Raw genomic sequence first — 23087 nt, 5'->3', positions numbered from 1 at the left:
CCGCTATCGTGTCCCCCAAAAATCGGGGGAGACGTGGGCATGGCGGGACAAAAGCTGGATCGGCGCAGCGTGGTCGGCGGGCTGTCGGCCCTGACGGGTTTCGCCGCGGCGGGCCGGGCGGCCGGCGCCGCCAGGCGGCCGAACATCGTCTTCTTCATGGGCGAGGGCCTGCGGGCCGACGAATTCGGCTTCATGGGCGCGCCGCTCCTGAAGACGCCCAACATGGATCGGCTGGCGCGCACCGGCACGGTCTTCCGCAACGCCTTCGTCACCAACGCGCTGTGCCTGCCGTCGCGGGCCACGTTCCTGACCGGCGCCTACTCCCACACCACCGGGGCGACCACCAACGAGGAGGCGACGCTTCCGATCAGCTTCCCGGTGGTGACCGACCTCCTGCGCCAGAGCGGCTACGAGACCGCCTTCATCGGCAAGTCCCACGTCAGCGGCGCGCTCCTCGACCATCCCTGGGACTACTACTTCGGCTTCCGCGGCCAGGCCGACTACCTCAACCCGGTGGTCACCGAGCGCACGGGAGAGGGCGGCGCCACCACCCGCGTCTACCGCAACACCTATGTGGACGATCTGCTCACCGACCGGGCGACCGCCTGGCTGGAGGGGCGCACCGGCGACAAGCCGTTCTGCCTGTTCCTGTGGTTCTACGCCCCGCACGCGCCGTTCTATCGCCCGCGCCGCATGCTGACCCGGTTCAACGGCATGAAGGTCCCGGTCCCCAAGGACTTCGACGAGGACCTGACGAACTACGAGGGCAAGCCCCGCGCCGTGGCCGAGGCGACCAACAAGATCGGCACCACCCGCGTCTTTTCCGACATGCCCCGCTCGCTGGAGGAACTGGTCAAGGACCACTACGCCGGCGTCGAGGCCAACGACGAGAGCGTGGGCCAGGTGATGGGCGTGCTGGAACGCAAGGGCATGGCCGACGACACCCTGGTCATGCTCAGCTCCGACCACGGGTTCTTCCTGGGCGAGCACACCTTCTACGACAAGCGGCTGATGTACGAGCCGTCGATCCGGGTGCCGATGATCCTGCGCCTGCCGGGCCGCGTGCGCGCCGGCCAGGTGCGGAACGAGATGGTGCTGAACGTCGACGCGGCGCCCACGCTGCTGGAGTTCGCGGGCCTGCCGGTACCGTCCCAGATGCAGGGGCGCAGCTTCGCGGGCCTGGCCGCCGGCCGTCCGGCGCCCGACTGGCGCAAGGACTGGCTCTACGAATACTACGAGTATCCGGGCTACGAGAACGTGCGCCCGAACCGCGGGGTGCGCACCGAGCGCTACAAGCTGATCCACTACTTCCTCGATCCCGAGGAGTTCGAGCTCTACGACCTCGCGACGGATCCCGGCGAGGACCATAACCTCTACGGCCGGCCGGGCATGGAGGCGCTCACCGCCCAGCTCAAGGCGCGCCTCACCGCCCTGCGCGCCGAGACGGGCGACGCCTATGTCTACAAGCCCTCGCGCAGCCCGCGGCCGTCGATCGCCTTCGACCCGCCGACGACGGTTCCGCAGCCGTGGCGGCCGCAGTCGGTGGAGCCTCGGCGCTAGCATGAGGGAACCTGCCGTCGTTTCGCGCGTCTAGGGGCTATGGCGCAGGTTCCACCTCGGGGCTTCGTCGTTCGCGCCGACGGCGACGACCGGCCCGTCTATCTCGACGACACGGGCGGCCCGGTCCACGATCCGGCGCAGGCGAAGGTGTTCCGCACCGAGACCGACGCCCACGCCGGTCTCGCCATCGCCCAGCTCGCGCCGCTGGGCCGCGCCCGCGACTGGCGCATCGAACGCATCTGATCCACGCCTTCCGCGGGCTTCCGTCATCGTGTGGCGCACACGAACGCCAGGGGGATCGATCGGTTTCAAGCGGAACCAGATATATCGCATCACGATATAGTTTAGGAACGGCGCGGCGCCGCAGGCCGTTTGCCGCCCCAGGGGACATTTCCTTCCTGGGAGGCATATCACTTGACACGGATCGTGCTCGCGACGGCTTGCGCCGCCGCCCTGATGGCTGGCTCGGCTGAGGCCGGAACCTACCTCAACCTGACGACGGATCCTGGGACCGGCGCCATATCCGGCCACTATGGGAACGACGGCATTGGGGAGGGGCCATTCGTCGACACCTTCGACCTCTCGCTTCCGGACGGGTTGTCGAGCTTCACCGTGAACTCGATCTTCTCGCCGGGCGCGGACGTGGACTGGAACAACATCGACTTCACCTCGGTGACCTTCAATGGCGAGGAATTCGACGTCGGCCTGACGGGCGACGAGGAATTCCGGTACCTGCATGGCGTGAATATCGATGGCGGCTCCGCCCAGGTCATCCGGGTCGCCGGGACTTCGGGCGGCAATGGCTCGTACGACGGCATCATCACCTTCACGCCCACCGGGGCCGTGCCGGAACCTGCGGCGTGGGCGCTGATGATCGCCGGCTTCAGCGGGGCCGGCGTCATGCTGCGTCGCCGTCGCCAAGCGCTGGCCTGAGCCAACGGCGTGCGGGCGGCCGGCGCCCCGCCGGCCGCCCGCGTGGTCGCGACATCACGACTCGTGGCCCATGCGACTGACCCGCTAGGCAAAGCCGCCGTCCTTCGCTAAGAACCGCCCTCCCGCGGGCCTCATGGGTCCGCGCGCCGGTGACGTGGCCGAGTGGCTGAAGGCAACGGTTTGCTAAATCGTCATACGTGAAAGCGTATCGAGGGTTCGAATCCCTCCGTCACCGCCATCTTTCCCTCAACGCCCCTAGGCGCGGCCCTCCATGGGCAGGCTGACGTGGAAGGTCGAGCCGACGGCCGGCGTCGACACGCACCAGATCGCGCCGCCCTGCGACTCCACCGCCCGGCGGCTCAGCGTCAGGCCCAGGCCCGTCGCCGGCATCTCCTTCGTAGGGCGCAGGCGCATGTGCGGTTCGAAGATCTCCTCCAGGTGGTCGGCTTCGATGCCGATCCCGTTGTCGACCACCTCGATCATGCACTGGCCATCCCGGACGGAGGTGCGGATCTCCACGTGGGGCTTCGGGTGGTCGTTGTGCTGCAGGCCGTTGGCCACCAGGATCTGCAGCACGTGGCCCAGCAGGGCGGCGTTGGCGCGGCAGGCGCCGGTCGCCTTGGCCTCCAGGGTCCCGCCGGTGTCGGCCAGGATGGGCGCCAGCGTCGCGCGCACCTCGTCCATCAGCTGCGGGAGGTCCACCACCTCCAGCTCGGCCGGCTTGGCCAGCAGGGTGTACTGCGACATCACCTCGACAAGGGCGTTCAGCCGCCGCGCCGCCCCGCTCAGGTAGTCCAGCGCGCTGGAGGCCGGCGCTTCGCCATCGAGCCCGTCGCCCACCAGCTCGCTGTAGGTGCGGATCTGCCGGGTGGTCTGCCTGAAATCGTGGGCCAGGGCGTAGGCGAAGCTCTCCAGGTTCAGGCGCTGCTCGTCGATGGTCCAGAACTGCTCGAAGGTGCGGATCGCCGCCGTCATCGCCGTCACCAGCCGGGTCTGGGTCAGCTCGCCCTTCGTCCGGTAGTCGTTGATGTCGTAGTTGCGGATGACCTCCAGTTCGGGCGCGTAGCCCGGCTGGCCGGTGCGCAGGATGATCCGCTGCTTCTCGTAGCCGCCCGCCCGCATCCACTCGACGAACTTCAGGCCGGAGTCGTGCTCCTCCATCACGACGTCCAGCAGCACCACCGCCACGTCGCGATGGTCGTCCAGCACCTGCTTGCCCTCGGCCGCGGAGTAGGCCGACAGCAGCTCCACCTCCCGCCCCGCGATGGGGTTGCGGCCGATGGCGAAGCGGGTGGCCACGTGCACGTCCGGATCGTCGTCCACCACCAGCACCCGCCAGAGCTTCTCCGACGCCCTGCGGCCCGGCGCGGCGCCTTCGGACTCGCCGGGCCGGTCGTCGATCATTTCGAGGATGTCGTCGCCGTCCTCGGCCGGCGCGGACGGGAACTGGATCATGCTGCGGCCTCGATCGGCTCTGCGGGGGGCGGGGACGCGCCGGCGGCCTCGCCGGGCGGCATGGCGACGGGCGGCATGGCGACGGGCGCGGTGGTGGGGATGTCGATGACGAAGCTGGCGCCGCCGCCCTCGCGGGCTTCGTGGTGGATGGCGCCGCCGAGCTGGCTGGACACGATGGAGCGGACGATGTGTAGGCCCAGCCCGGTTCCGCCTTCGCCCGCCCGGGTGGTGAAGAACGCGCCGAAGATCTGGTCCTCGACGGCCGCGGGCACGCCCTTGCCGTCGTCGCTGACGACGATGCGCACGTGATCCGGGTCCTGGCGCGCCGCCGCGACCCAGATGTGGCCGTCGCGACGGCCGGCCAGCCCGTGCTTGATGGCGTTCTCGACCAGATTGACCACCACCTGCGACAGCGCGCCGGGATAGCTGTCGAGCTGCACGCCCGGCGCCGCCTCGACCTCGACGGTGACGTTCGCGCGCCGCAGCATCGGCGAGCAGCTCCGCACCGCGTCCTCGATGTTGCGCTTCAGGTGGAACGACCGCCGCAGGTCGCTCACCTGGTCCACGGCCATCTGCTTGAAGCTCTGGATCTGGGCCGAGGCCCGCTTGAGGTTCACTTCCAGCAGGCCCGCCGCCTCCTCGGCCTGGCCCAGCAGCCGGTCGATGCTGGAGCGCCGGACCACGCCGCTCCGCACCTCGGTGTTCAGGTCGCGGACCCCTTCGCCCAGCGTCGAGGCCACCATCAGGGCGTTGCCGATCGGGGTGTTGACCTCGTGGGCGATGGCGCCGGCCAGGGCGCCCAGCGACGCCATCCGGCTGGCCTCCGTGAGATCCTTCTGGAACTTCAGGTTGGCGAGCATGCCTTGGCGGAACACGCCCAGCGCGCGGGCCATGTCGCGGACCTCCGCCGGGCCCGTATTGGCGGCGATGGGCGTGTCCAGGTCGCCCTGCGCCAGGTCGTGGGTCGCCTTGGTGAGGTCTTCGATCGGGCGGGCGATCGCCCGCGCCAGGCCCAGCGCCGCGGCCAGCGCCCCGACGATCGAGCCGACGGCGATCAGGCCCGTCGCCGCCAGGGTGGCGAGGGTCTTGGCCTTCACCTCGGCGGCGAGCCGCTCGACGTCCTCCGCCGCGGCCGACTCGATGCCGTGCAGTTGGTCGATCCGGGTGGTGCAGGCGGCGAACCAGTCCTCGGGCTTGAGGCCCGGCGTCCCATTCACGCCGGCCACCAGCCGGTGGCGCAGCCGCGGCAGCGCCGTTTCGGCGGGCGAGGCCAGGAATGTCTCCCATCGCCGCTTCAGGTCGGGCGAGGCCCGCATGGTGAACTCGTAGGTGCGGATCGCCTGGCCGCCCTGCAGGGTCGAGATTTCCGCGAGCTCCGCGGGGTTCACATGGGGCTGGGTGAGGGCCGCCGCGCCGAGGGCGCGTTCCCGGCCGGCCAGCTCCTTGGCCTGGGCCAGGGCCACATAGGCGCCGAGCGCGCGGGTGACGTCGGGCGCCAGCAGCAGGCTGCGGCTGCGGATGTCCGAGATCGACGACAGCGCGCTTTCCACCAGCGCGGTGTAGCTGGCGAAGGCCTCGGTGGAGCCCAGGTCGCCCCGATCGATCCCGGCGCGCAGGCGGGGCAGCTCCCGGGCGATGTCGGCGAGGCGGCTGGAGCGGGCTCCCGCGGGCGGCAGGCCCGCCAGCGCCGCGTCGGACGCGGCCCGCGCGGCGCGCACGCCGGGGACGTCGATGTCGCCCGCCCGCAACCGCCAGGTGGTCAGGCCGCGCTCCACCTGGAGCCGGTGGGCCAGCTCGCCCGCCTGCACGGTGAGCCGCGTCTGCGCCTCGAGGTCCAGCGCCGCCTGGTAGCGCAGGGTCCGTTCGCCGATGAAGACGAGTGCGACGACGACCAGCACGGCGACGGGCGCCAGTACGGCCAGCAGCAGACGTGACCGGATTGTCCGCATCGCCATGTCCCGCGCTCTCCGCTCGGCCCGGACGCGCCGCGCCGAGCCCTGCGGGGCGAGGTGGTGCGGGCGATGGCCAGCCAATAATTCTTGTGTCTTGGCGCAGCGTGTCGACGACTTGCGGAATAATTCATGAATCGCGCCAACATTTACTTTGCCGATGCTCCGGGTGCGACAATATTACGCGATCTTCCAAGTAGATCGGGCCCGCGTACACGCGCCGAGGTTCGGGCCTGGGCCTCGCTGGCCGAGGATATTGGCGCTGGTACCTGATCGCCGTTCAGTTATGCTCGGCGGCGGCTGACGAACGGAAATCCTATGGCGACCGAACATTTCGACGTGCTGATCGTGGGGGCGGGGCTCTCCGGCGTCGGCGCGGGCTATCACCTCAAGACCGCGTGCCCGGATCGCAGCTACGTGATCCTCGAGGGCCGCGACGCCATCGGCGGCACCTGGGACCTGTTCCGCTATCCGGGCATCCGCTCGGACTCGGACATGTACACCCTGGGCTACGCCTTCAAGCCGTGGACCGAGGCCAAGGCCATCGCCGACGGGCCGTCGATCCTCAACTACGTGCGCCAGACCGCCGCCGAGAACGGCATCGATCGCCACATCCGCTTCGGCCACAAGGTGACGCGCGCCTCCTGGTCCACGCCCGACGCGCGCTGGACGGTGGAGGCCGAGAGCGGCGGCAAGACCGTCCGCTTCACCTGCGACTTCGTCTTCATGTGCGGCGGCTACTATTCCTACAATGGCGGCTACACCCCCGAATTCCCGGGCGCCGCCGACTTCAAGGGCGCGATCGTCCATCCTCAGAAGTGGCCCGAGGGCCTCGACTATTCCGGCAAGAAGGTGGTGGTGATCGGCTCGGGGGCGACGGCCGTCACCCTGGTGCCCGAGATGGCCAAGACGGCGGCCCACGTCACCATGCTCCAGCGCTCGCCCACCTATGTGGTCAGCCGCCCGGCCGAGGACGCCTTCGCCAACCGGCTGCGCCAATGGCTGCCCGGCAAGCTCGCCTACGACATCATCCGTTGGCGCAACGTGCTGTTCGGCATGTACTTCTTCAACGTCGCGCGGAAGAAGCCGGCGCAGGTGAAGGCCAACATCATCAAGATGGTGCGCGAGCAGCTCGGCCCCGAGTACGACGTCGAGACCCATTTCACGCCCACCTACAATCCCTGGGACCAGCGCCTGTGCCTGGTGCCCGACGCCGATATGTTCCGCGAGATCAAGGCCGGCCGGGCCTCGGTGGTGACCGACCACATCGACGCCTTCACCGAGAAGGGCATCCGCCTGAAATCGGGCCGGGAGCTGGAGGCCGACGTCATCGTCACCGCCACCGGCCTGGTCCTGGAGGTCTGGAACGGCATCGACGTCAGCGTCGACGGCCGCCACGTGGATGCCTCCAAGACGCTCGCCTACAAGGGCATGATGTACGAAGGCGTGCCGAACCTGGCCTCGGCCTTCGGCTACACCAACGCCTCGTGGACCCTGAAGTGCGACCTGACGTGCGAATACGTCTGTCGGGTGCTGAACCATATGAAGAAGACCGGCCTGCGCCAGGTGACGCCGGTCAACGAGGATCCGGACGTGACCTTCGAGCCCTGGCTCGACTTCTCCTCGGGCTATGTCCAGCGCGCCATGGCGAAGTTCCCCAAGCAGGGGTCCAAGCCCCCGTGGAAGCTGCACCAGAACTACGCCATGGACCTCATGAGCCTGCGCTACGCCAAGCTGGAAGACGGCGTGCTGCGGTTCACGAACCCGGCGGGGCAGGGCGCGCGGGCGCCGGAGAAGCTCGCCGCCTGACGGCTTGACTTACATCCGTAAGCTTGCTCCGGTTTACATTCGTAAACCGGAGTCCCCGCCTTGGCGCGCCGCGATCCCTTCTCGCTCCAGTCGTACCTGTTCGGCCGGCGGACCCGCGTCCTGCTTCTGGGCGCGCTCGCTCTGGGCGTGGGCTGGATCGCCGCGCACATCATCGCCAAGGACCGGGAGATGCTCCGGGGGCGAATCGCCGACGCCAAGGCCTGGGCCATCGACGGCCCGCCGTGTCCGCGGATCACCCGGGCCCAGTTCCTGACGCCGGGCCTCAAGGGCCCGCAGCGGTTCGACTACGAGGAGGTGACGTTCTTCCGCCGCTACGGCCACGTGGCCTGCGCCCCGATCTACGAGAAGGGCGGCCGCGGGCGGCGCTTCCATCCGGCCTGCCAGTTCACCAGCCCCGGCGACCTGATGGTCCGGACGGCGAAGGGCGAATGGTATTTCCGCGCGGGACCGGGCCAGCCGGCGACGGTCTTCACGACACAGGACGAGGCGCGCTGCGTCCTGGCGTCGAACTACACCGCCGCCAACTTCAACGCCGCGCCGATTCAGTAGCCGCAGCAGTCCTGCAGCGGGACGTCCGCGGGCAGGGGGGCCTCGGCGCCCCCGGCGCCGCTCAGCGGCCGGCGCGACGTCACGAAATGTCCGGAATCCGGCGGCGGGTATCGGCCGGGTCGCGCCTTGGGCCGCATCGGCTGAGCCTTCAGGCGCGCCAGAAGGTCTTCGAGGCTCTCATCCGAGCCCGTCAGATCCTGGCGGAAACTGCGCTCTTGCATGGCGCGACGTTATACGCCTATCGGCCGGGTGATTCCAGCTTTTGGCCGGCGGGCGGCCGGCGGGCTGATCAAGATTCAGAGACCGCCCCGGGGAGACGTCCATGAAGCTCTACACCTCCATCGGTCCCAATCCGCGGGTCGTCACCATGTTCCTCGCGGAGAAGGGCCTGAAGCTCGACAAGGTGGAGCTCGATCTCCGCGGCGGCGAGAACCGGCGCGAGCCCTACACGAGGTTCAATCCCTCGGGCCAGTCGCCGGCCCTGGAGCTGGATGACGGCAGCTGCCTGGGCGAGATCACCGCGATCTGCGAATACATCGAGGAGAAGCATCCCAACCCGCCGCTGATCGGGACGACGCCGGAAGAGCGCGCCGAGACCCGCATGTGGACGCGCCGGGCCGACATCAAGGTGGCCGAGCCCATGGCCAACGGCTTCCGCTACGCCGAGGGCCTGCCGATGTTCCAGAGCCGCATGCGCTGCGTGCCCGAAGCCGCGCCCGGCCTCAAGGCGGTGGCCCAGGACGGCGTCGAGTGGATCGAGGCCAACATGAAGGGCCCCTGGCTGGCGGGCGACCGCTTCACCCTGGCCGACATCCTGCTGTTCGCCTTCATCGAGTTCGGCGGCATGATCGGCCAGCCGCTGGACCCCAAGTTCAAGCGCGTGAACGAGTGGTTCGCCCGGGTGAAGGCCCGCCCCAGCGCGACCGCCGCCTGATCGGCCTCCACGCCCGCCGATAGGGGCTTGCCACCGGGGGCGCGCTGAGGCGTTTGTCGGCCATGACCGACACGGCCTCGGCCGCTCCCGTCCCTGGCGCCAGTCCAGGCCCGCCGATCGGCCAGCCCGACGGCCTGCCGACCCCGCGGCGCTACTGGTCGATCCTGGCCATCTGGATGGCCATGACCATGTCGGTGCTGGATGGGGCGATCGCCAACGTCGCCCTGCCGACCATCGCCGCCGAGCTTCGGGCCAGCCCCGCCTCGTCGATCTGGGTGGTCAACGCCTACCAGCTGGCCATCACCGTCACCCTGCTGCCCCTGGCCGCCCTCGGCGACCGGCTGGGCTATCGGCGCGTCTATCTGGCGGGCCTCGCCGTCTTCACCCTCGGGTCGCTGGGCTGCGCCCTGTCGCACACCCTGGCCGAGCTGACGGCCGCGCGGGTGTTCCAGGGCCTGGGCGCGGGCGGCATCATGAGCATCAACGCCGCCCTCGTGCGCTTCACCTATCCGAAGCGCCTCGTGGGGCGCGGCATCGGGCTGAACGCCCTGGTCATCTCGATCTCCGCCGCCATCGGCCCGACGGTGGCCTCGGGCATCCTGGCCACGGCCTCGTGGGAGTGGCTGTTCGCGATCAACGTGCCCATCGGCGTCGTGGCCATCGCCATCGCCAGCCGCGCCCTGCCGCACACCGAACGCTCCGACCATCCGTTCGACTGGATCGCGGCGGTTCTCAACGGCCTCGCCTTCGGCCTCATCATCCTGGGGGCCGAGAACGTGGCCCGCGACTCCCTGGGCCCCGGGCTCGTCAAACTGGCCGTGGGTCTAGCGGCCGCGGTCCTGCTGGTGCGGCGCACGGTCCGGCAACCGGCGCCTCTGGTGCCGCTCGATCTGATGCGCATCCCCATCTTCGGCCTGTCGGTGGCCACCTCGGTGGTCTCGTTCACCGCCCAGATGATGGCCTTCGTGAGCCTGCCCTTCTACCTGCAGTCGGTCCTGGGCCGCACGGCGGTGGAGACGGGGCTCCTGATGACCCCCTGGCCGATCGCGGTCGGGATCGCCGCCCCGATCGCCGGCCGGCTCGCCGACCGCTACCGCGCCGGCGCGCTGGGCGGGGTGGGGCTGGCGCTGCTGAGCGCGGGCCTGCTGGCCCTGTCGCTGGTCCGGCCCGGCGCGAGCGACCTCGACATCATCTGGCGGATGGCGCTCTGCGGCCTCGGCTTCGGCACGTTCCAGGCCCCCAACAACCGGGCGATGATCACCTCGGCGCCGCTGAACCGCAGCGGCGCGGCCGGCGGCGCCCTGGCCACGGCCCGGCTGGTCGGCCAGACCGTGGGGGCGGTGACCACGGCGATCTTCTTCCACGTGGGCGGGCCGAAGACGACGTCGGCGGCCATGGCGGTCGCCGCGGCTCTGGGTCTGGTCGCGACGGCCGTCAGCCTGCTGCGCCTGCGCCTGCGGCCCCGGCCGCGCCCCGAGCCGCTGGACCGCGAGGGTCAGGTCGCGGCAGGGCCCTAGAGCCTTCCCGTCCGGGCGGGCGAACCGGCGTCCACTTCACCCTGACGGGCTCTAACCGACCTTCCGGTCGCGCCCTTCCCAGTACGGCTTGCGCAGTTCGCGGCGCAGCACCTTGCCGGACGGGTTCCGCGGCAGGGCGTCGATGAAGTCGACCGACTTGGGCGCCTTGTAGCCGGCGATCCGCTGACGGGCCCAGGCGATGACGTCGGCGGGGTCCGGGCGCTGGCCCGGCGCGGGCACCACGATGGCCTTCACCGCCTCGCCCCACTTGTCGTCCGGCACGCCGATCACGGCGGCGTCGGCCACGCCGGGGCAGCCCAGGATCGCGTTCTCCACCTCGGCCGGATAGACGTTCTCGCCGCCCGAAACGATCATGTCCTTCACCCGGTCGTGGACGAAGAAGAAGCCGTCCTCGTTGCGGTAGCCGGCGTCGCCCGTGCGCAGCCAGCCGTCGGGGCGGATCGTCTCGGCTGTGGCCTCCGGGCGGTTCCAGTAGCCGGCCATCACGATCGGCCCGCGGATCTCGATCTCGCCGATCTCGCCGGCGGGCAGGGTGTTGCCGTCCTCGTCGGCGATCCGCGTCTCCAGCGTCACCCACGAGCGCCCGCAGGCGCGCATCAGTTCGCCCTGGTGGTCGCCGGGCGCCAGCGTCGTGCCGGCGCCGGTCGTCTCGGTCATGCCGTAGAACTGGATGAAGCCGCAGCCGAAGGTCTCGGTGGCCTTCTTCAGCACCGCCTCCGAGATCGGCGAGGCGCCGTACGAGATGGTCCGCAGCGTCGAGTAGTCGACCTTCTCCACGCCCGGCGTCTGCAGCAGGGCGTTGATCATCACCGGCGCCAGGAAGACGTGGGCCACCTTCTCGGCCTCCATCGCCTGCAGCACCGCCGGGGGGCTGAACTCGGCCTGCAGCACCAGCCGCCCGCCGGCCGCCAGGCCCGAGAAGCTGATGTTGGTGCCCGCCACGTGGAACATGGGCATCAGGATCAGCACGGTGTCGTCCGGGCCGTAGTCGAAGCCCTCCACCCGGGTCCGCAGCATCAGGAAGGCCGAATAGTTGCGGTTGGAGAGCCGTACGCCCTTGGGCAGGCCGGTCGTGCCCGAGGTGTAGAGCTGCAGCACGTCGTCGTCCGGCTCGGGCGTCTCCGGCCGGGGCGCGCCGGCCGCCTCGCGCAGGGCGGCGTAGCGGGTGGCGTCGGGATCGGGCCCGCCCACCTCGATCAGCTCGATCGGGCGATCCACCTGGGCCACCACCTGTTCGGCCGCGGCCATGAACTCGGGACTCACGAAGAACACGTTCGCCCCGGAGTCCTGGAGGATGAACGCCACCTCCGGAACCGCCAGCCGCGAGTTGATCGGCGCGAAGCAGGCGCGCGCCTTGGCCACGCCGAAGAAAATCTCGAACCAGCTCTCGGTCGGCCGGCCCAGCCACGCGACCCGGTCGCCCGGCTTCACGCCCAGGTCCTGCAGGAAGGCCGCCACCCGGTCCGAGCGGCGCTCCAGCTCGGCGTAGGTCAGGTCGCGTCCCTCGAAGCTCACGGCCACGTGGCCCCCGCGGGCCTGGCCGTGCACGCGCGGGATGTCGGTGAGGATTTGGATCGGTTCGTCGGTCATGCCGCCCTTGGGTTTCCTGCCGCGGGCTTGTGGCCGCCCGCTGAAGCTTTGAAGGCTATCGAATGCCGCGCGGCGCGCCAACCGGGGGTCACGTTACGGCGGCCCTCGACCGGAACTCCGGCGTGTCGAACGCGCGCGCCGCCATCACCTCGCGCAGGATCTCCACGGCGTCCCAGACGTCGGCGAAGCGCAGGTACAGCGGCGAGAAGCCGAAGCGCGCCACGTCCGGATCGCGGAAGTCGCCGACCACGCCGCGCGCGATCAGCGCCTGGACGATGGCGTAGGCGTCCGGATGGGCGAACGAGACGTGCAGGCCGCGCGCGTCCGCCTCCCGCGGCCCCACCAGCTCCAGGCCGTGGCCCGCGCAGCGCGCCTCCGTCAGGCGGATGAACAGGTCGCACAGCGCCAGGCCCTTGGCCTCGACGGCCTTCGGGTCGGCCTGCAGCTGCAGGTCCACGCCGGCCTCCAGCGCCGCCAGCCCCAGGATCGGCGGCGTGCCGCACAGCAGCCGCCGGATGTCGCCCGCCGGGCGGTAGCTGTCCTCGAACGCGAAGGGAGCGGCATGGCCCATCCAGCCCGACAGGGGCTGGGCGATCGCGCCCTGGTGCCGCTCCGCCACGAACAGGAAGGCCGGCGCGCCCGGACCGCCGTTCAGGTACTTGTAGCCGCAGCCCACCGCCAGATCGGCCCGGGCCGCATGGAGGTCGACCGCCAGCGCCCCGGTGGTGTGGCTGAGGTCCCAGATCGCCAGCGCGCCCCTGGCGTGCGCCGCCGCCGTCACGCCCGCCATGTCCCAGCGCCGCGCGGTCTTGTAGTGGACGTGGGTCAGGACGACGGCCGCCGTGTCGTCGTCGATCGCCGCCAGCACCTCGTCGGGCTCGACCACCTTCAACGTCGCGCCGGCCACGGCGCACAGCCCCTCCAGCACATAGATGTCGGTGTGGAAGTTGCCCCGCTCGGTGACGATGGTCCGCCGCCCGGGCCGCAGCGACAGCGCCCCCGCCGCCACCTTGAACAGGTTGGTCGAGGTGGAGTCGGCCGCCACGACCTCGCCGGCCTTCGCCCCGATCAGCCGGGCGATCTTGCCGCCGACCCGCTCCGGCGCCTCGATCCAGCCCGCGCCGTTCCAGCTGGTGATCAGCTTCTCGCCCCACTCGCGGCGCACCAGCGCATCGAGGCGCGGCGCCGTGGCGCGGGGCAGGGGCCCCAGCGAGTTGCCGTCCAGGTAGATCAGCCCCTGGGGCAGCTCGAAAGCGTCACGGAAGCCCGCCAGGGTGTCGGCGGCGTCCAGGGCTTCGGCGTGGGCTAGGTCCATCCGCGGATTCTAGCCGCCGCGTTTCGGCGCGGAAAGGACGGCGGCGCCCCGCCGTGCTTAGATGGCGCCATCGACGCGGTTCGGCGGGCGCGAAGACCCGTGGGAGGGATATTCGAGATGGTTGGCCAAATGACTGGCATGCGCAGGCTCGCGCTGGCTTCGGCGGCGCTGGTTCTCATCTTCGGCGCGGCGCCCGCCGGCGCCCAGACGACCGGGGCCGTGCTGGCTGCGGCCGCCAAGAAGGCGCCCGACTGGCCCGGCCTGCCGCCCGGCGCGGTCGAGGAATACATGACCACGCGCGACGGCGTGAAGCTCGCCGCCAACGTCTTCAAGCCGACGGGCGCGGGGCCCTGGCCGGTGGTGCTGTCGCGCACGCCCTATCTGAAGGACGGCCGGATCGACAAACAGAACGATCCCGACGGCTCCAAGAACCGCCAGCGCTATGTCGAACAGGCCAAGCGCTACACCGACGCGGGCTATGTCTTCGTCCTCCAGGACGTGCGCGGCAAGGGTCGCTCGCAGGGCTTCTACGCCGCCTTCGAGAACGACATCGACGACGGCTTCGACGCCGTGGAATGGGCCGCCACCCAGCCCTGGAGCAACGGCAAGGTGGGAATGACCGGCGGCTCGGCCCTCGGCATCACCTCGATGGCCGCGGCCATGGCCGCGCCGCCGCACCTGAAGGCGGCCTACATCGTGGTCAATCCGGCCGATCGGCTGACCTACAGCTATCCGGGCGGCGTCCTGAAGGACAAGGACACCATCGGCTGGCTCAGCCAGCAGGGGACCTCGCAGGAGGTGCTCGACCAGGTGCGCCGCCGCGCCCTCGACGACGTGGACTGGGCCCGCGTCTCGGTCTCGGCCAACCGCAAGTACATCCAGATCCCGATCTTCCACGTCGGCGGCTGGTACGACATCTTCAACGGCGGCACGGTCGAGAACTTCGAGTTCCTGCAGAACCACGGGTCCAAGGGCGCGCGGGGCAACCAGAAGCTCCTCATGGGCCCGTTCGGCCACGGCCCGCTCTCGGGCGGCCTGGAGTATCCGGGCAGCGACCGCGCCGTCTTCGGCGGCGACCAGGAGATCCGCTGGTTCGACTACTGGCTGAAGGGCCAGGACAACGGGATCATGTCCGAGCCGCCGGTCCGCTATTTCATGATGGCCTCCGCGGAGAAGGGCGCCTACTCGGCCAAGAACCGCGCGCTGGTCTCGGCCAACTGGCCGCCGGCCTACCGCGAGGTCCGCTACTATCCGACCCCCGACCACGGCCTGACCACCAAGGCGCCGGCGGCGGCGGATTCGAAGCTCAGCTATCGGTTCGATCCGGCCAATCCGGTGCCCACCTACGGCGGGGCGAACCTCACCTTCGACCGGGGGCCGGAAGACCAGCGCCAGGTGGGCGAGCGCCAGGACTACCTGCGCTTCTCCACCCCGCCGCTGGAGAGCGACGTCACCATCGCCGGGCCGGTCAAGGTCGAGCTCTACGGCGCCACCGACGGCCTCGACACCGACTTCATGGCCAAGCTGGTCGACGTCTATCCCGACGGCTACGAGGCCCTGGTCCTCGACGCGCCGATCCGCGCCCGGTTCCGCAACGGGCGCATGCCCGACGACATCAAGCTGATGACCCCCGGCGCGCCCGAGGAGATGACGGTCGACCTGTGGCCCACCGCCCTGACCTTCGAGAAGGGCCACCGGATCGCGCTGCACATCACCTCGTCCAACGCTCCGCGCTTCGACGTGAACCCCAACACCGGCGAAGCGCCCGGCGGGTCGGCCAAGCCGCGCGTGGCGACCAATTCGGTCTACATGGACCAGGCCCATCCGACGGCGCTCGTGCTGCCGGTGGTCTATCCGGCGGAGACTAAGTAGGGGCCTCGCCTTCGTCCGCGTCGTGCTTCGACGCGGACGGCTCCTCGTCCTGGCCGGCGCCGTACTCGTGGCCGCGCCGGTCCCAGCCCGAGCCGTAGTCGGCCCTGTCCTCGCCGCCGCGCGAGCCATAGCGCTCGCGGTTCCAGGCGTCGCGCTCGCCTTCGGCGTGCCCCCCAGGGGCCAAGCCCGGCTGCGGCGTCGCTGGTTTGTCGTTTTCCGTCATGGCCTTGAAAACGATTGCTCGCGTGGGCTGTTCCGCCGGCCGCCGCCCGGCTAAGGTACAGTTTGGGTCGTCGGGGAACACGGCCATGACCGAACACAAGCGCGCGCTCGCCCTCGGCGACGCGTTGAGGGCGATGTTCCAGCGCCTGGAACAGCGCGAGACGCCGCCGACGCTCAAGGCCACCGTCGAGCAGCTCGAACGGTCGGACCAGGCCGACGAGCCCTGTGGCAAGGCGCCGCCGAAGCCGCGCGACGGCTAGATCAGGTCCCGGCCGATCGCGATGACGGCGGGCGGCGCGCCGCGCTGTTCCAGAGCACCGTCTCGGTGACGCCCTCGGCGTCGAGGATCTTCAGCAGGCGAGTCCGGCCGCGGTTGACCCGGCTCTTGATGGTGCCCAGCGCGCAGCCGCAGATTTCGGCGGCCTCCTCGTAGGAAAGCCCCGCTGCGCCCACCAGGATCAGGGCCTCTCGGTGTTCGGGCGGCAGCCGCTGGAGCGCGCTCCACAGGTCGAGCATGTTCATGCCCCAGTCCTGGGTCGCCGGGGCCTGCAGGCTGGCGGCGTACTCCCCCGTCTCGTCGCGCACCTCGCGGCGGCGGCGCAGGACCTGGGTGTAGTAGGTGTTGCGCAGGATCGTGAACAGCCACGCGCGAAGGTTGGTGCCGGGCTGGAACTTCTCGCGGTTCGACCAGGCCTTGATCAGGGTGTCCTGCACGAGATCGTCGGCGTCCGAGCCGTTGTGGCTGAGCGACCATGCGAAGGCCCTCAGCGCTGGAATCAGCGCCACGACCTCATCTCGCCAACTCGTCGCGCCGCCCATTCAAATCCCCCGGATCACATGCCGGCCAGCGGGCCACGCCGATTTCCAGCCGATCTTGAACGCGGAGCCCGCCTGCGCGTTCCGGTCCCTGATGGCCCGGAATCCCTTATTTTTGAACGGAAAGCTGCGACAGAACGCCGCGCCCGCCGGTGTCCGGGGAAACCCGGGGGGCCGTCCAATGCGCATTGCGCATCGTTCACGGCGTTGAGACTGACGCAATTCGTTCCCATATTGTACTCATGCCGCTCCGGTTCGGAGCGGGCGGGAGAGGGGAGAACCATGCGAAGCGCCGAAGGTCCCGACGAACGCGTGCGCGCGCCCGATGCGCCGCCGGCCGCCTCTGCCCTCGACCGCTACCGCGAGTTGCGCCGGGCCACCGAGAACCTCGTCCGCTCGCTGAACGCCGAGGACATGGTCGCCCAGTCGATGCCGGACGCCAGCCCCACCAAGTGGCACCTGGCGCACACGACCTGGTTCTTCGAGACCTTCATGCTCGTCCCGCGCCTGGCGGGCTACAAGCTGTTCGACCCGAAGTTCGGCTACCTCTTCAACTCCTACTACGAGGCCGTGGGCCCGCGGCAGCCGCGGCCCGCGCGCGGCCTGCTCACCCGCCCGTCGCTGGCCGATGTCCTGGCCTACCGGGCCCATGTCGACGCGGGCATGGCGCGGCTGCTGGCCGACGGGGCCGGCGACCTCGCCGACCTGCTCGACCTGGGGATCGCCCACGAGGAGCAGCATCAGGAGCTGATCCTGATGGACATCCTGCACCTGTTCGCCCAGTCGCCGCTGTCGCCCGCGTTCGCGCCGCCCCGACCGCGGGTCGGCCCGGAACAGCCGGAGCCCCTGCGCTACGTGGGCTTCGCCGGCGGCCTCGCCGAGGTCGGCCACAACGGCAAGGGCTTCGCCTTCGACAACGAGGGGCCGCGCCATCGCGTCTGGCTCGAGCCGTTCCAGCTCGCCGACCGCCTCGTCACCAACGGCGAATGGCTCGCCTTCATGGCCGACGGCGGCTATTCGCGCCCCGAGCTCTGGCTTTCCGACGGCTGGGCGACCGTCCGCGCCGAGGGCTGGGACGCGCCGCTCTACTGGCGCGAGACCGACGACGGCTGGCGGGTCATGACCCTGCACGGCCTGCGCCCGCTGGATCCCGCCGCGCCGGTCAGCCACGTGAGCTACTACGAGGCCGACGCCTACGCCGCCTGGGCCGGCGCGCGCCTGCCCACCGAGGCCGAGTGGGAGCATGCGGCGGCTTCGGCGCGCGTCCCGGGAACCTTCCTGGGGTCCGGCCGTCTCACCGCCCAGCCGCCGGCCGAGGGCGAGGGGCTGCGCCAGATGCTGGGCGACCTCTGGGAATGGACCCGCAGCGCCTATCTGCCCTATCCAGGCTTCAAGGCCGCCGCCGGCGCCGTGGGCGAATACAACGGCAAGTTCATGTCGGGCCAGTTCGTGTTGCGGGGCGGCGCCTGCGTCACCCGCGCGGGCCACGCGCGGCCCAGCTACCGCAACTTCTTCTATCCGCAACAGCGCTGGATGTTCTCGGGCCTGCGCCTGGCGCGGGACGGGCAGGGCGACGCGGCCGCCGCCTCCGATCTCGAGGCCGACGTGGTGGCCGGCCTCTCCAGGGCCCGCAAGGCGATCCCGCCCAAGCACTTCTACGACGCCGAGGGCTCGCGCCTGTTCGAGGCGATCACCGAGCTCGCGGAATACTATCCCACCCGCACCGAGGTCGCGCTGCTGCGCGACGCGGCGGCCGACATCTCCACTCACATCCCCGACGGCGCCGCCCTGGTCGAGTTCGGCAGCGGCGCCAGCGTGAAGACCCGCATCCTGCTCGACGCGGCGCCCCAGCTGGCCGTCTATGCGCCCATCGACATCAGCGCCTCGGCGCTGGAGGGCGCGGCCCGGGCGATCCGCGCCGACTATCCCGACCTCGCCGTCGCCCCGCTGCGCGACGACTTCACCAACGCCCTGCGCCTTCCGGACGAGGCCGAGGGCCGGCCGGTGGTGGGCTTCTTCCCGGGCTCGACGATCGGCAATTTCACGCCGGACGAGGCCAAGGCCTTCCTGGCCTCGGCGCACCGACTGCTCGGGCCCGGCGCGGCGTTCCTGGTGGGGATCGACCTCGTGAAGGACACCGACGTCCTGGTCGCCGCCTACGACGACGCCCTGGGCGTCACCGCCGCTTTCAACAAGAACCTGCTCGCCCGCATCAACCGCGAGCTGGACGGCGACTTCGACCTCGACGCCTTCGCCCACCGCGCCATCTGGAACGACGCCGAGAGCCGCATCGAGATGCATCTGATGAGCCTGCGCGACCAGACGGTGCGCGCGGCCGGGCGCAGCTTCCACTTCGCGGCGGGCGAAACCCTGCACACGGAGAACTCCTGCAAGTTCACCGTGGAGCGCCTGGCCGCGCTTGCCGACCAGGCGGGCTGGGACCTTGAGCAGGACTGGGTCAGCGCCAGTCCTGCGTTCGCGATCGTCCTGCTGAGGGCGAGGGCCTAGATCTCGCGGGTCCGCGTGCGGCCGCCGCCGCGCGAGGCCTCGCCGCCCTTGCGGCCGGCCGAGGCGGCCAGGTCACGGTCCTTGGCGAAGCTGCGCTTTTCGCCGGGCACGCTGGCGCCGCCCTTGCGGGCGATCTCGCGGCGGCGTTCCGGGTTCATGGCGGCGAATCCGCGGCGGGCGCGGGGCTTGTCCATATCGGTGGTGGGCATGGCGGGAGACTCCCTAAACATCGACGGGGGTTGGGATGGCCCTCGAGACTTCCGCGACGGTCCGCGCGCCTGCCGATGTGGTTCCGGACGTCCCACGGCGCGATGCGCCGGCCCCGTCGGGTCGTCCTGGGTTCGGGCAGGTTTGCGGGTTGGACATGGCGTCATTCGAGGGGTTTGCGGTGTAGCTAACCCGCGAACTCGGCCAAGGTTGCGTCGAGACCGCTGTTCTTATTCGCGTCGCAGCGCGTCGATGGGGTCCAGGCGGGCCGCGCGCCACGACGGATAGGCGCCGAAGACCAGCCCCACGACCATCGAGAAGCCCAGCGCCAGGGGCGCGGCCCACGGCGGTACGGCGGCGGGCCAGCCAGCCAATTTCGCCACCGCCAGCGCGCCCAGCACGCCGATGGTCAGGCCGATCAGCCCGCCCACCATCGAGAGCGCCACCGACTCCAGGGCGAACTGGATCAGCACGTCGCGCCGCTTGGCGCCGATGGCCATGCGCAGGCCGATCTCGCGGGTCCGTTCGGTCACCGAGACCAGCATGATGTTCATGATCCCGACGCCGCCGACCACGAGCGACACGGCGGCCACGGCGGCGAGGAAGACCGTGAAGGTCGCCACCGCCTGCTGCATCGTCTGCAGGATCGACGCCATGTTCTGGGTGGCGAAATCGTCGTCTTCGCCCTGGCGGATCTTGTGCCGCTCGCGCAGCAGGTTGGTGACGTCCTCCTGCACCCGGTCCAGCGAGTCGGCGTCGGCGGCCTTCACATAGATCGTCTGCACCGCGTCGCCGCGGAACCGCCGGCCGGTCAGGCGCGAGCGCACCGCCGCCAGCGGCGCCAGCATCACGTCGTCCTGGTCCTGGCCGAAGCCGGACTGGCCCTTGGTCTTCAGCACGCCGATCACCTCGAACGGCACCGTGCGCACCCGCACGCGCCGCCCGATCGGGTCGGAGTCGCCCCACAGCTCGCGCGCCACCGTCGCGCCCACCACCGCCACCTTGCGGCCCTGGCGCGCCTCGCGCTCGTCGAACATGCGGCCCTTGTCGATCTCCAGGTCGCGGGCCACCAGGTAGTCGGGCGTCACCCCGTCGATGCGGGTGTTCCAGTTGGCGCCGTCGGCGGCGAGCTGGGCGCGGGTGTTCACGTCGGGCGCCACGGCCTCCACGTTTTCGACCTGCTTGGCGATCGCCTCGGCGTCGCCGTCGCGCAGCGAGAGCCCGAAGCCGGCGCCCTGGCTCACGGGGCCGCGCTGGAAGTTGGGCATGACGACGATCAGGTTCGAGCCGAGGCCCGAGATCGAGGCCGTCACCCGCTGCTGCGCGCCCAGGCCGATGGCGGTCATCATCACCACGGCGGCCACGCCGATCACCACGCCCAGCGAGGTCAGCGCGCTCCGCAGGGGGTGGGCGACGATCGCGCCGACCGCGAAGCGGATGAGCTCGTGGAACCTCACGCGCGCACCCCATTGAGCTTGTCGGCCACGATCAGGCCGTCGCGGAACGCCACCTGCCGCCGCGACTGCTCGGCGACGTCGGGGTCGTGGGTGACGATGGCCAGCGTCAGGCCGTCGCGGTTCAGCTCCTCGAAGAGCTTCAGCACATCCTCGCCGGTCGAGGTGTCGAGCGCGCCGGTGGGCTCGTCGGCCAGCAGCAGGTCGGGCCGGTTGGCGAGCGAGCGGGCGATGGCCACCCGCTGCTGCTGGCCGCCCGAAAGCTGGGTCGGGCGGTGGCCCATGCGCGAGCCGAGGCCGACGCGATCCAGCAGTTCGGCCGCCCGGGCCTTGCGCTCGGCGCGGTCCAGGCCGGCGTAGATCATCGGCAGCTCCACGTTCTGCAGGGCGGTCAGCCGCGGCAGGAGCTGGAACGATTGGAAGACGAACCCGATCCGGCGCCGGCGGAACTCGGCCAGTTCGTCGTCCGAGAACCCGCCCACGTCCTCGCCCTCGAACTGGTAGGTCCCGGACGTGGGGCGGTCGAGGCCGCCCAGGATATTCATCAGCGTCGACTTGCCCGATCCCGAGGGCCCGATCACCGCGACGTATTCGCCGCGTTCGATCGAGAGCGAGACCCCGGCCAGGGCCGACACCTCCTCCTCGCCCATCAGATAGACCTTGGTGAGGTCCCGGATCTCGATCACAGGCGCACCCGCACGCCGCCGCCACCGCCGCCGCCGAACGGGTTCGGGCCCTGCGCCTTGGCCTTGGGCCCGCCGCCGACGATCACCTGGTCGCCGGCCTTCAGCTCGCCCACGATCTCGGTGCTCGTCCCGTCGCTCGCGCCGACACGGACGGCCACCGGCGTCGGCTTGCCGTCCTTGCCGACCACATAGACCGTGCCGCCGCGCATGCCGGCGGTGCGGCCGCGGCCCTGGGCCATGCTGGCGCGCAGGGCGGCGAGCTTGGTCTTCTGGTCGGCCCGCAGCAGGGGCTCCAGCTTGCCGAAGGCCTCGTCCAGGTTCTTGCGCATCGCTTCGCGGATCGCGGTGCGGTCGCCGGACGCGAACGCCGCCATCGATTTCTGTCGCAGGTCGGCCGCGATCGGCTCCCAGGCGGCCTTCTGCTTGGCGTCGAGGCCGAGCTGCTCGACGATCCGCGACCCGGCCCCGCCGCCGTTGCGCTGGCCGCCGCCGCCGCCGGGCGGGCCCCCGAGGCCGGGCGGTCCGCCGCCCATCACCGCGGCCCCGCCGCCGGCCGCGCGGTTCGAGCCGCCGCCGGCCGCGTCCGGAGGAGTCCAGCGCAGCGCCGCGGCGGGAACCTTCAGCACGTTGCGGCGGGTGTCGATGATGATGTCGGCGTTGGCCGTCATGCCCGGCAGCAGCTTGCGCTGCGGATTGTCGGCCTCGGCGATCACCGTGTAGGCGACCACGTTCGACTCCGTGGTCGGCTGCTTGCGCACCTGGGTGACGACGCCCTCGAAGGTGTCGTCCGGGAAGGCGTCGACGGTGAAGCGGACGGTCTGGCCCTCCTGCACCTGGCCGACATCGGCCTCGTCGACGCTGATCTTCACCTCCACCTTCGACAGGTCCTGGGCGATGGTGAACAGCACGGGCGCCTGCAGGCTGGCGGCGACGGTGTTGCCGGGCTCCACCTTGCGGTCCACCACGATGCCGTCGATCGGCGAGGTGATCGTGGTGCGGCCCAGGTCCACCTGTTGGCTGCGCAGGGTCGCGCGGCTCTGGACCACCCGGGCCTGGGCGGCGGCCACATTGGCCTGGGCCACCTTCAGGGCGGCGGTCGCCTGGTCGAGGATCGTGGGGGCGTAGAAGCCCTGTTTCACCAGCACGGCCTTGCGGTCGTAGTCGGCCTGGGCGTTGGCCAGCGTCGCCTGCGTCTGGCGCACGGAGGCCTCGCCGGCCACGATGTCGGCCTGGCTCTGCGCCACGCGCGACTGGTAGGTCTGGGGGTCGATGATCGCCAGCGTCTGGCCCTGGCGGACCTCGTCGTTGAAGTCGACCAGCACCTTGGTGACCTGGCCGGAGATCTGCGAGCCCACGTCCACGGTCACCAGCGCCTGGAGCGAGCCTGAGGCCGAGACCGCGCGGGTGATGTCGCCCCGCTCCACCGCGGCGAAGCGGTAGGGGTCCTTGGGCGCCTTCGGCCGCATCTGCCAGCCCACGACGGCGAGGAACGCCAGGGCGACGACGCCGAGGATGATCCAGGCGGCCCGGGGGAGGCGGGGGCCGCGGCGACGGGAAGGGTTGAGGCTCATGCTGGTCCGCTATCCATGGGCCCGAATGAACCCGCGAAGACTTGTGGCCGAGGAGGTTTGCGAGGCGATTTCAGAGCCGATACCGTCCCGCCGTGTTG

21 protein-coding genes and 1 tRNA gene are annotated in these 23087 nt (G+C 70.7%); 11 read left to right on the top strand and 11 right to left on the bottom strand.

Annotated features, from left to right (window positions below):
* The first annotated feature begins 39 nt into the window (after nucleotides 1–39).
* From GC203_RS06885 to GC203_RS06870, 4 genes are all read left to right on the top strand, one after another.
* Nucleotides 40–1560 (top strand): sulfatase, encoded by a 1521-nt coding sequence (locus GC203_RS06885; protein WP_293452773.1) that lies wholly within the window; start codon nucleotides 40–42, stop codon nucleotides 1558–1560.
* A 39-nt stretch (nucleotides 1561–1599) separates the two neighbouring features.
* A complete protein-coding gene (locus GC203_RS06880; protein WP_293452772.1) occupies nucleotides 1600–1803 on the top strand; it encodes a hypothetical protein in 204 nt (67 codons plus the stop codon).
* A gap of 171 nt (nucleotides 1804–1974) precedes the next feature.
* Nucleotides 1975–2493 carry an FxDxF family PEP-CTERM protein gene (locus GC203_RS06875; protein ID WP_293452771.1) on the top strand — a complete coding sequence of 173 codons (519 nt, stop codon included), beginning with the start codon at nucleotides 1975–1977 and terminating at the stop codon, nucleotides 2491–2493.
* Between the two features lie 148 nt (nucleotides 2494–2641).
* Nucleotides 2642–2731: transfer RNA gene (locus GC203_RS06870), tRNA-Ser, on the top strand.
* Between the two features lie 17 nt (nucleotides 2732–2748).
* On the opposite strand, the gene GC203_RS06865 is transcribed toward GC203_RS06870, so the two are convergent.
* Both GC203_RS06865 and GC203_RS06860 read right to left on the bottom strand, forming a co-directional pair.
* Nucleotides 2749–3948 (bottom strand): ATP-binding protein, encoded by a 1200-nt coding sequence (locus tag GC203_RS06865; protein WP_293452770.1) that lies wholly within the window; start codon nucleotides 3946–3948, stop codon nucleotides 2749–2751.
* Nucleotides 3945–5903, bottom strand: a complete 1959-nt coding sequence (locus GC203_RS06860; protein ID WP_293452769.1) for a nitrate- and nitrite sensing domain-containing protein — start codon at nucleotides 5901–5903, stop codon at nucleotides 3945–3947. Before GC203_RS06860 ends, GC203_RS06865 begins: the two co-directional genes overlap by 4 nt.
* A 312-nt stretch (nucleotides 5904–6215) precedes the next feature.
* Here GC203_RS06860 and GC203_RS06855 point away from each other — a divergent pair, with 312 nt between their 5' ends.
* Both GC203_RS06855 and GC203_RS06850 read left to right on the top strand, forming a co-directional pair.
* Complete coding sequence (locus tag GC203_RS06855; protein WP_293452768.1) at nucleotides 6216–7706, top strand: NAD(P)/FAD-dependent oxidoreductase; 1491 nt, start codon at nucleotides 6216–6218, stop codon at nucleotides 7704–7706.
* A gap of 60 nt (nucleotides 7707–7766) precedes the next feature.
* A complete protein-coding gene (locus tag GC203_RS06850) occupies nucleotides 7767–8276 on the top strand; it encodes a hypothetical protein (protein ID WP_293452767.1) in 510 nt (169 codons plus the stop codon).
* Here the strand turns inward: GC203_RS06850 and GC203_RS06845 are convergent.
* On the bottom strand, nucleotides 8270–8497 hold the full coding sequence (locus tag GC203_RS06845) for a hypothetical protein (RefSeq protein ID WP_293452766.1): 228 nt from the start codon (nucleotides 8495–8497) through the stop codon (nucleotides 8270–8272). The two genes, GC203_RS06850 and GC203_RS06845, sit on opposite strands and share 7 nt — an antisense overlap.
* A gap of 101 nt (nucleotides 8498–8598) precedes the next feature.
* Between GC203_RS06845 and GC203_RS06840 the strand changes: the two genes are divergently transcribed.
* On the top strand, nucleotides 8599–9210 hold the full coding sequence (locus GC203_RS06840) for a glutathione S-transferase family protein (RefSeq protein WP_293452765.1): 612 nt from the start codon (nucleotides 8599–8601) through the stop codon (nucleotides 9208–9210).
* Between the two features lie 62 nt (nucleotides 9211–9272).
* Nucleotides 9273–10727, top strand: coding sequence for an MFS transporter (locus GC203_RS06835; protein WP_293452764.1), 1455 nt, complete (start codon nucleotides 9273–9275; stop codon nucleotides 10725–10727).
* Between the two features lie 51 nt (nucleotides 10728–10778).
* On the opposite strand, the gene GC203_RS06830 is transcribed toward GC203_RS06835, so the two are convergent.
* Nucleotides 10779–12338 carry a long-chain-fatty-acid--CoA ligase gene (locus GC203_RS06830; RefSeq protein ID WP_293452763.1) on the bottom strand — a complete coding sequence of 520 codons (1560 nt, stop codon included), beginning with the start codon at nucleotides 12336–12338 and terminating at the stop codon, nucleotides 10779–10781.
* 88 nt (nucleotides 12339–12426) lie between these two features.
* The gene (kynU, locus tag GC203_RS06825) at nucleotides 12427–13653 is read right to left on the bottom strand and encodes a kynureninase (RefSeq protein ID WP_293452762.1); all 1227 of its coding nucleotides are present in this window, start codon (nucleotides 13651–13653) and stop codon (nucleotides 12427–12429) included.
* Nucleotides 13654–13791: 138 nt separating this feature from the next.
* Between kynU and GC203_RS06820 the strand changes: the two genes are divergently transcribed.
* Nucleotides 13792–15525, top strand: a complete 1734-nt coding sequence (locus GC203_RS06820) for a CocE/NonD family hydrolase (RefSeq protein ID WP_293452761.1) — start codon at nucleotides 13792–13794, stop codon at nucleotides 15523–15525.
* Here the strand turns inward: GC203_RS06820 and GC203_RS06815 are convergent.
* Nucleotides 15518–15748, bottom strand: a complete 231-nt coding sequence (locus GC203_RS06815) for a hypothetical protein (RefSeq protein ID WP_293452760.1) — start codon at nucleotides 15746–15748, stop codon at nucleotides 15518–15520. The two genes, GC203_RS06820 and GC203_RS06815, sit on opposite strands and share 8 nt — an antisense overlap.
* Nucleotides 15749–15833: 85 nt before the next feature.
* On the opposite strand from GC203_RS06815, the gene GC203_RS06810 reads away from it, so the two are divergent.
* Nucleotides 15834–16007: a hypothetical protein gene (locus tag GC203_RS06810; RefSeq protein WP_293452759.1), complete on the top strand. Its 174-nt coding sequence runs from the start codon at nucleotides 15834–15836 to the stop codon at nucleotides 16005–16007.
* Nucleotide 16008: 1 nt separating this feature from the next.
* On the opposite strand, the gene GC203_RS06805 is transcribed toward GC203_RS06810, so the two are convergent.
* Nucleotides 16009–16533 carry a sigma-70 family RNA polymerase sigma factor gene (locus GC203_RS06805; RefSeq protein ID WP_293452758.1) on the bottom strand — a complete coding sequence of 175 codons (525 nt, stop codon included), beginning with the start codon at nucleotides 16531–16533 and terminating at the stop codon, nucleotides 16009–16011.
* 312 nt (nucleotides 16534–16845) lie between these two features.
* Here GC203_RS06805 and egtB point away from each other — a divergent pair, with 312 nt between their 5' ends.
* Nucleotides 16846–19071, top strand: a complete 2226-nt coding sequence (gene egtB, locus GC203_RS06800; protein WP_293452757.1) for an ergothioneine biosynthesis protein EgtB — start codon at nucleotides 16846–16848, stop codon at nucleotides 19069–19071.
* On the opposite strand, the gene GC203_RS06795 is transcribed toward egtB, so the two are convergent.
* The 4 genes from GC203_RS06795 to GC203_RS06780 all read right to left on the bottom strand — a co-directional run bounded on the left by GC203_RS06795 (nucleotide 19068) and on the right by GC203_RS06780 (nucleotide 22989).
* Nucleotides 19068–19301, bottom strand: a complete 234-nt coding sequence (locus GC203_RS06795; protein WP_293452756.1) for a general stress protein — start codon at nucleotides 19299–19301, stop codon at nucleotides 19068–19070. The two genes, egtB and GC203_RS06795, sit on opposite strands and share 4 nt — an antisense overlap.
* Before the next feature lie 207 nt (nucleotides 19302–19508).
* Nucleotides 19509–20735: an ABC transporter permease gene (locus tag GC203_RS06790; RefSeq protein ID WP_293452755.1), complete on the bottom strand. Its 1227-nt coding sequence runs from the start codon at nucleotides 20733–20735 to the stop codon at nucleotides 19509–19511.
* A complete protein-coding gene (locus GC203_RS06785) occupies nucleotides 20732–21418 on the bottom strand; it encodes an ABC transporter ATP-binding protein (protein ID WP_293452754.1) in 687 nt (228 codons plus the stop codon). Before GC203_RS06785 ends, GC203_RS06790 begins: the two co-directional genes overlap by 4 nt.
* Nucleotides 21415–22989 (bottom strand): efflux RND transporter periplasmic adaptor subunit, encoded by a 1575-nt coding sequence (locus GC203_RS06780; RefSeq protein ID WP_293452753.1) that lies wholly within the window; start codon nucleotides 22987–22989, stop codon nucleotides 21415–21417. The genes GC203_RS06785 and GC203_RS06780 overlap by 4 nt, the downstream gene beginning before the upstream one ends.
* Nucleotides 22990–23087 lie beyond the last annotated feature (98 nt).

The sequence above is a fragment of the Phenylobacterium sp. genome, assembly GCF_016124325.1.
GTDB lineage: Bacteria > Pseudomonadota > Alphaproteobacteria > Caulobacterales > Caulobacteraceae > Phenylobacterium.
This window is presented reverse-complemented; position numbering and strand designations above follow the sequence as displayed.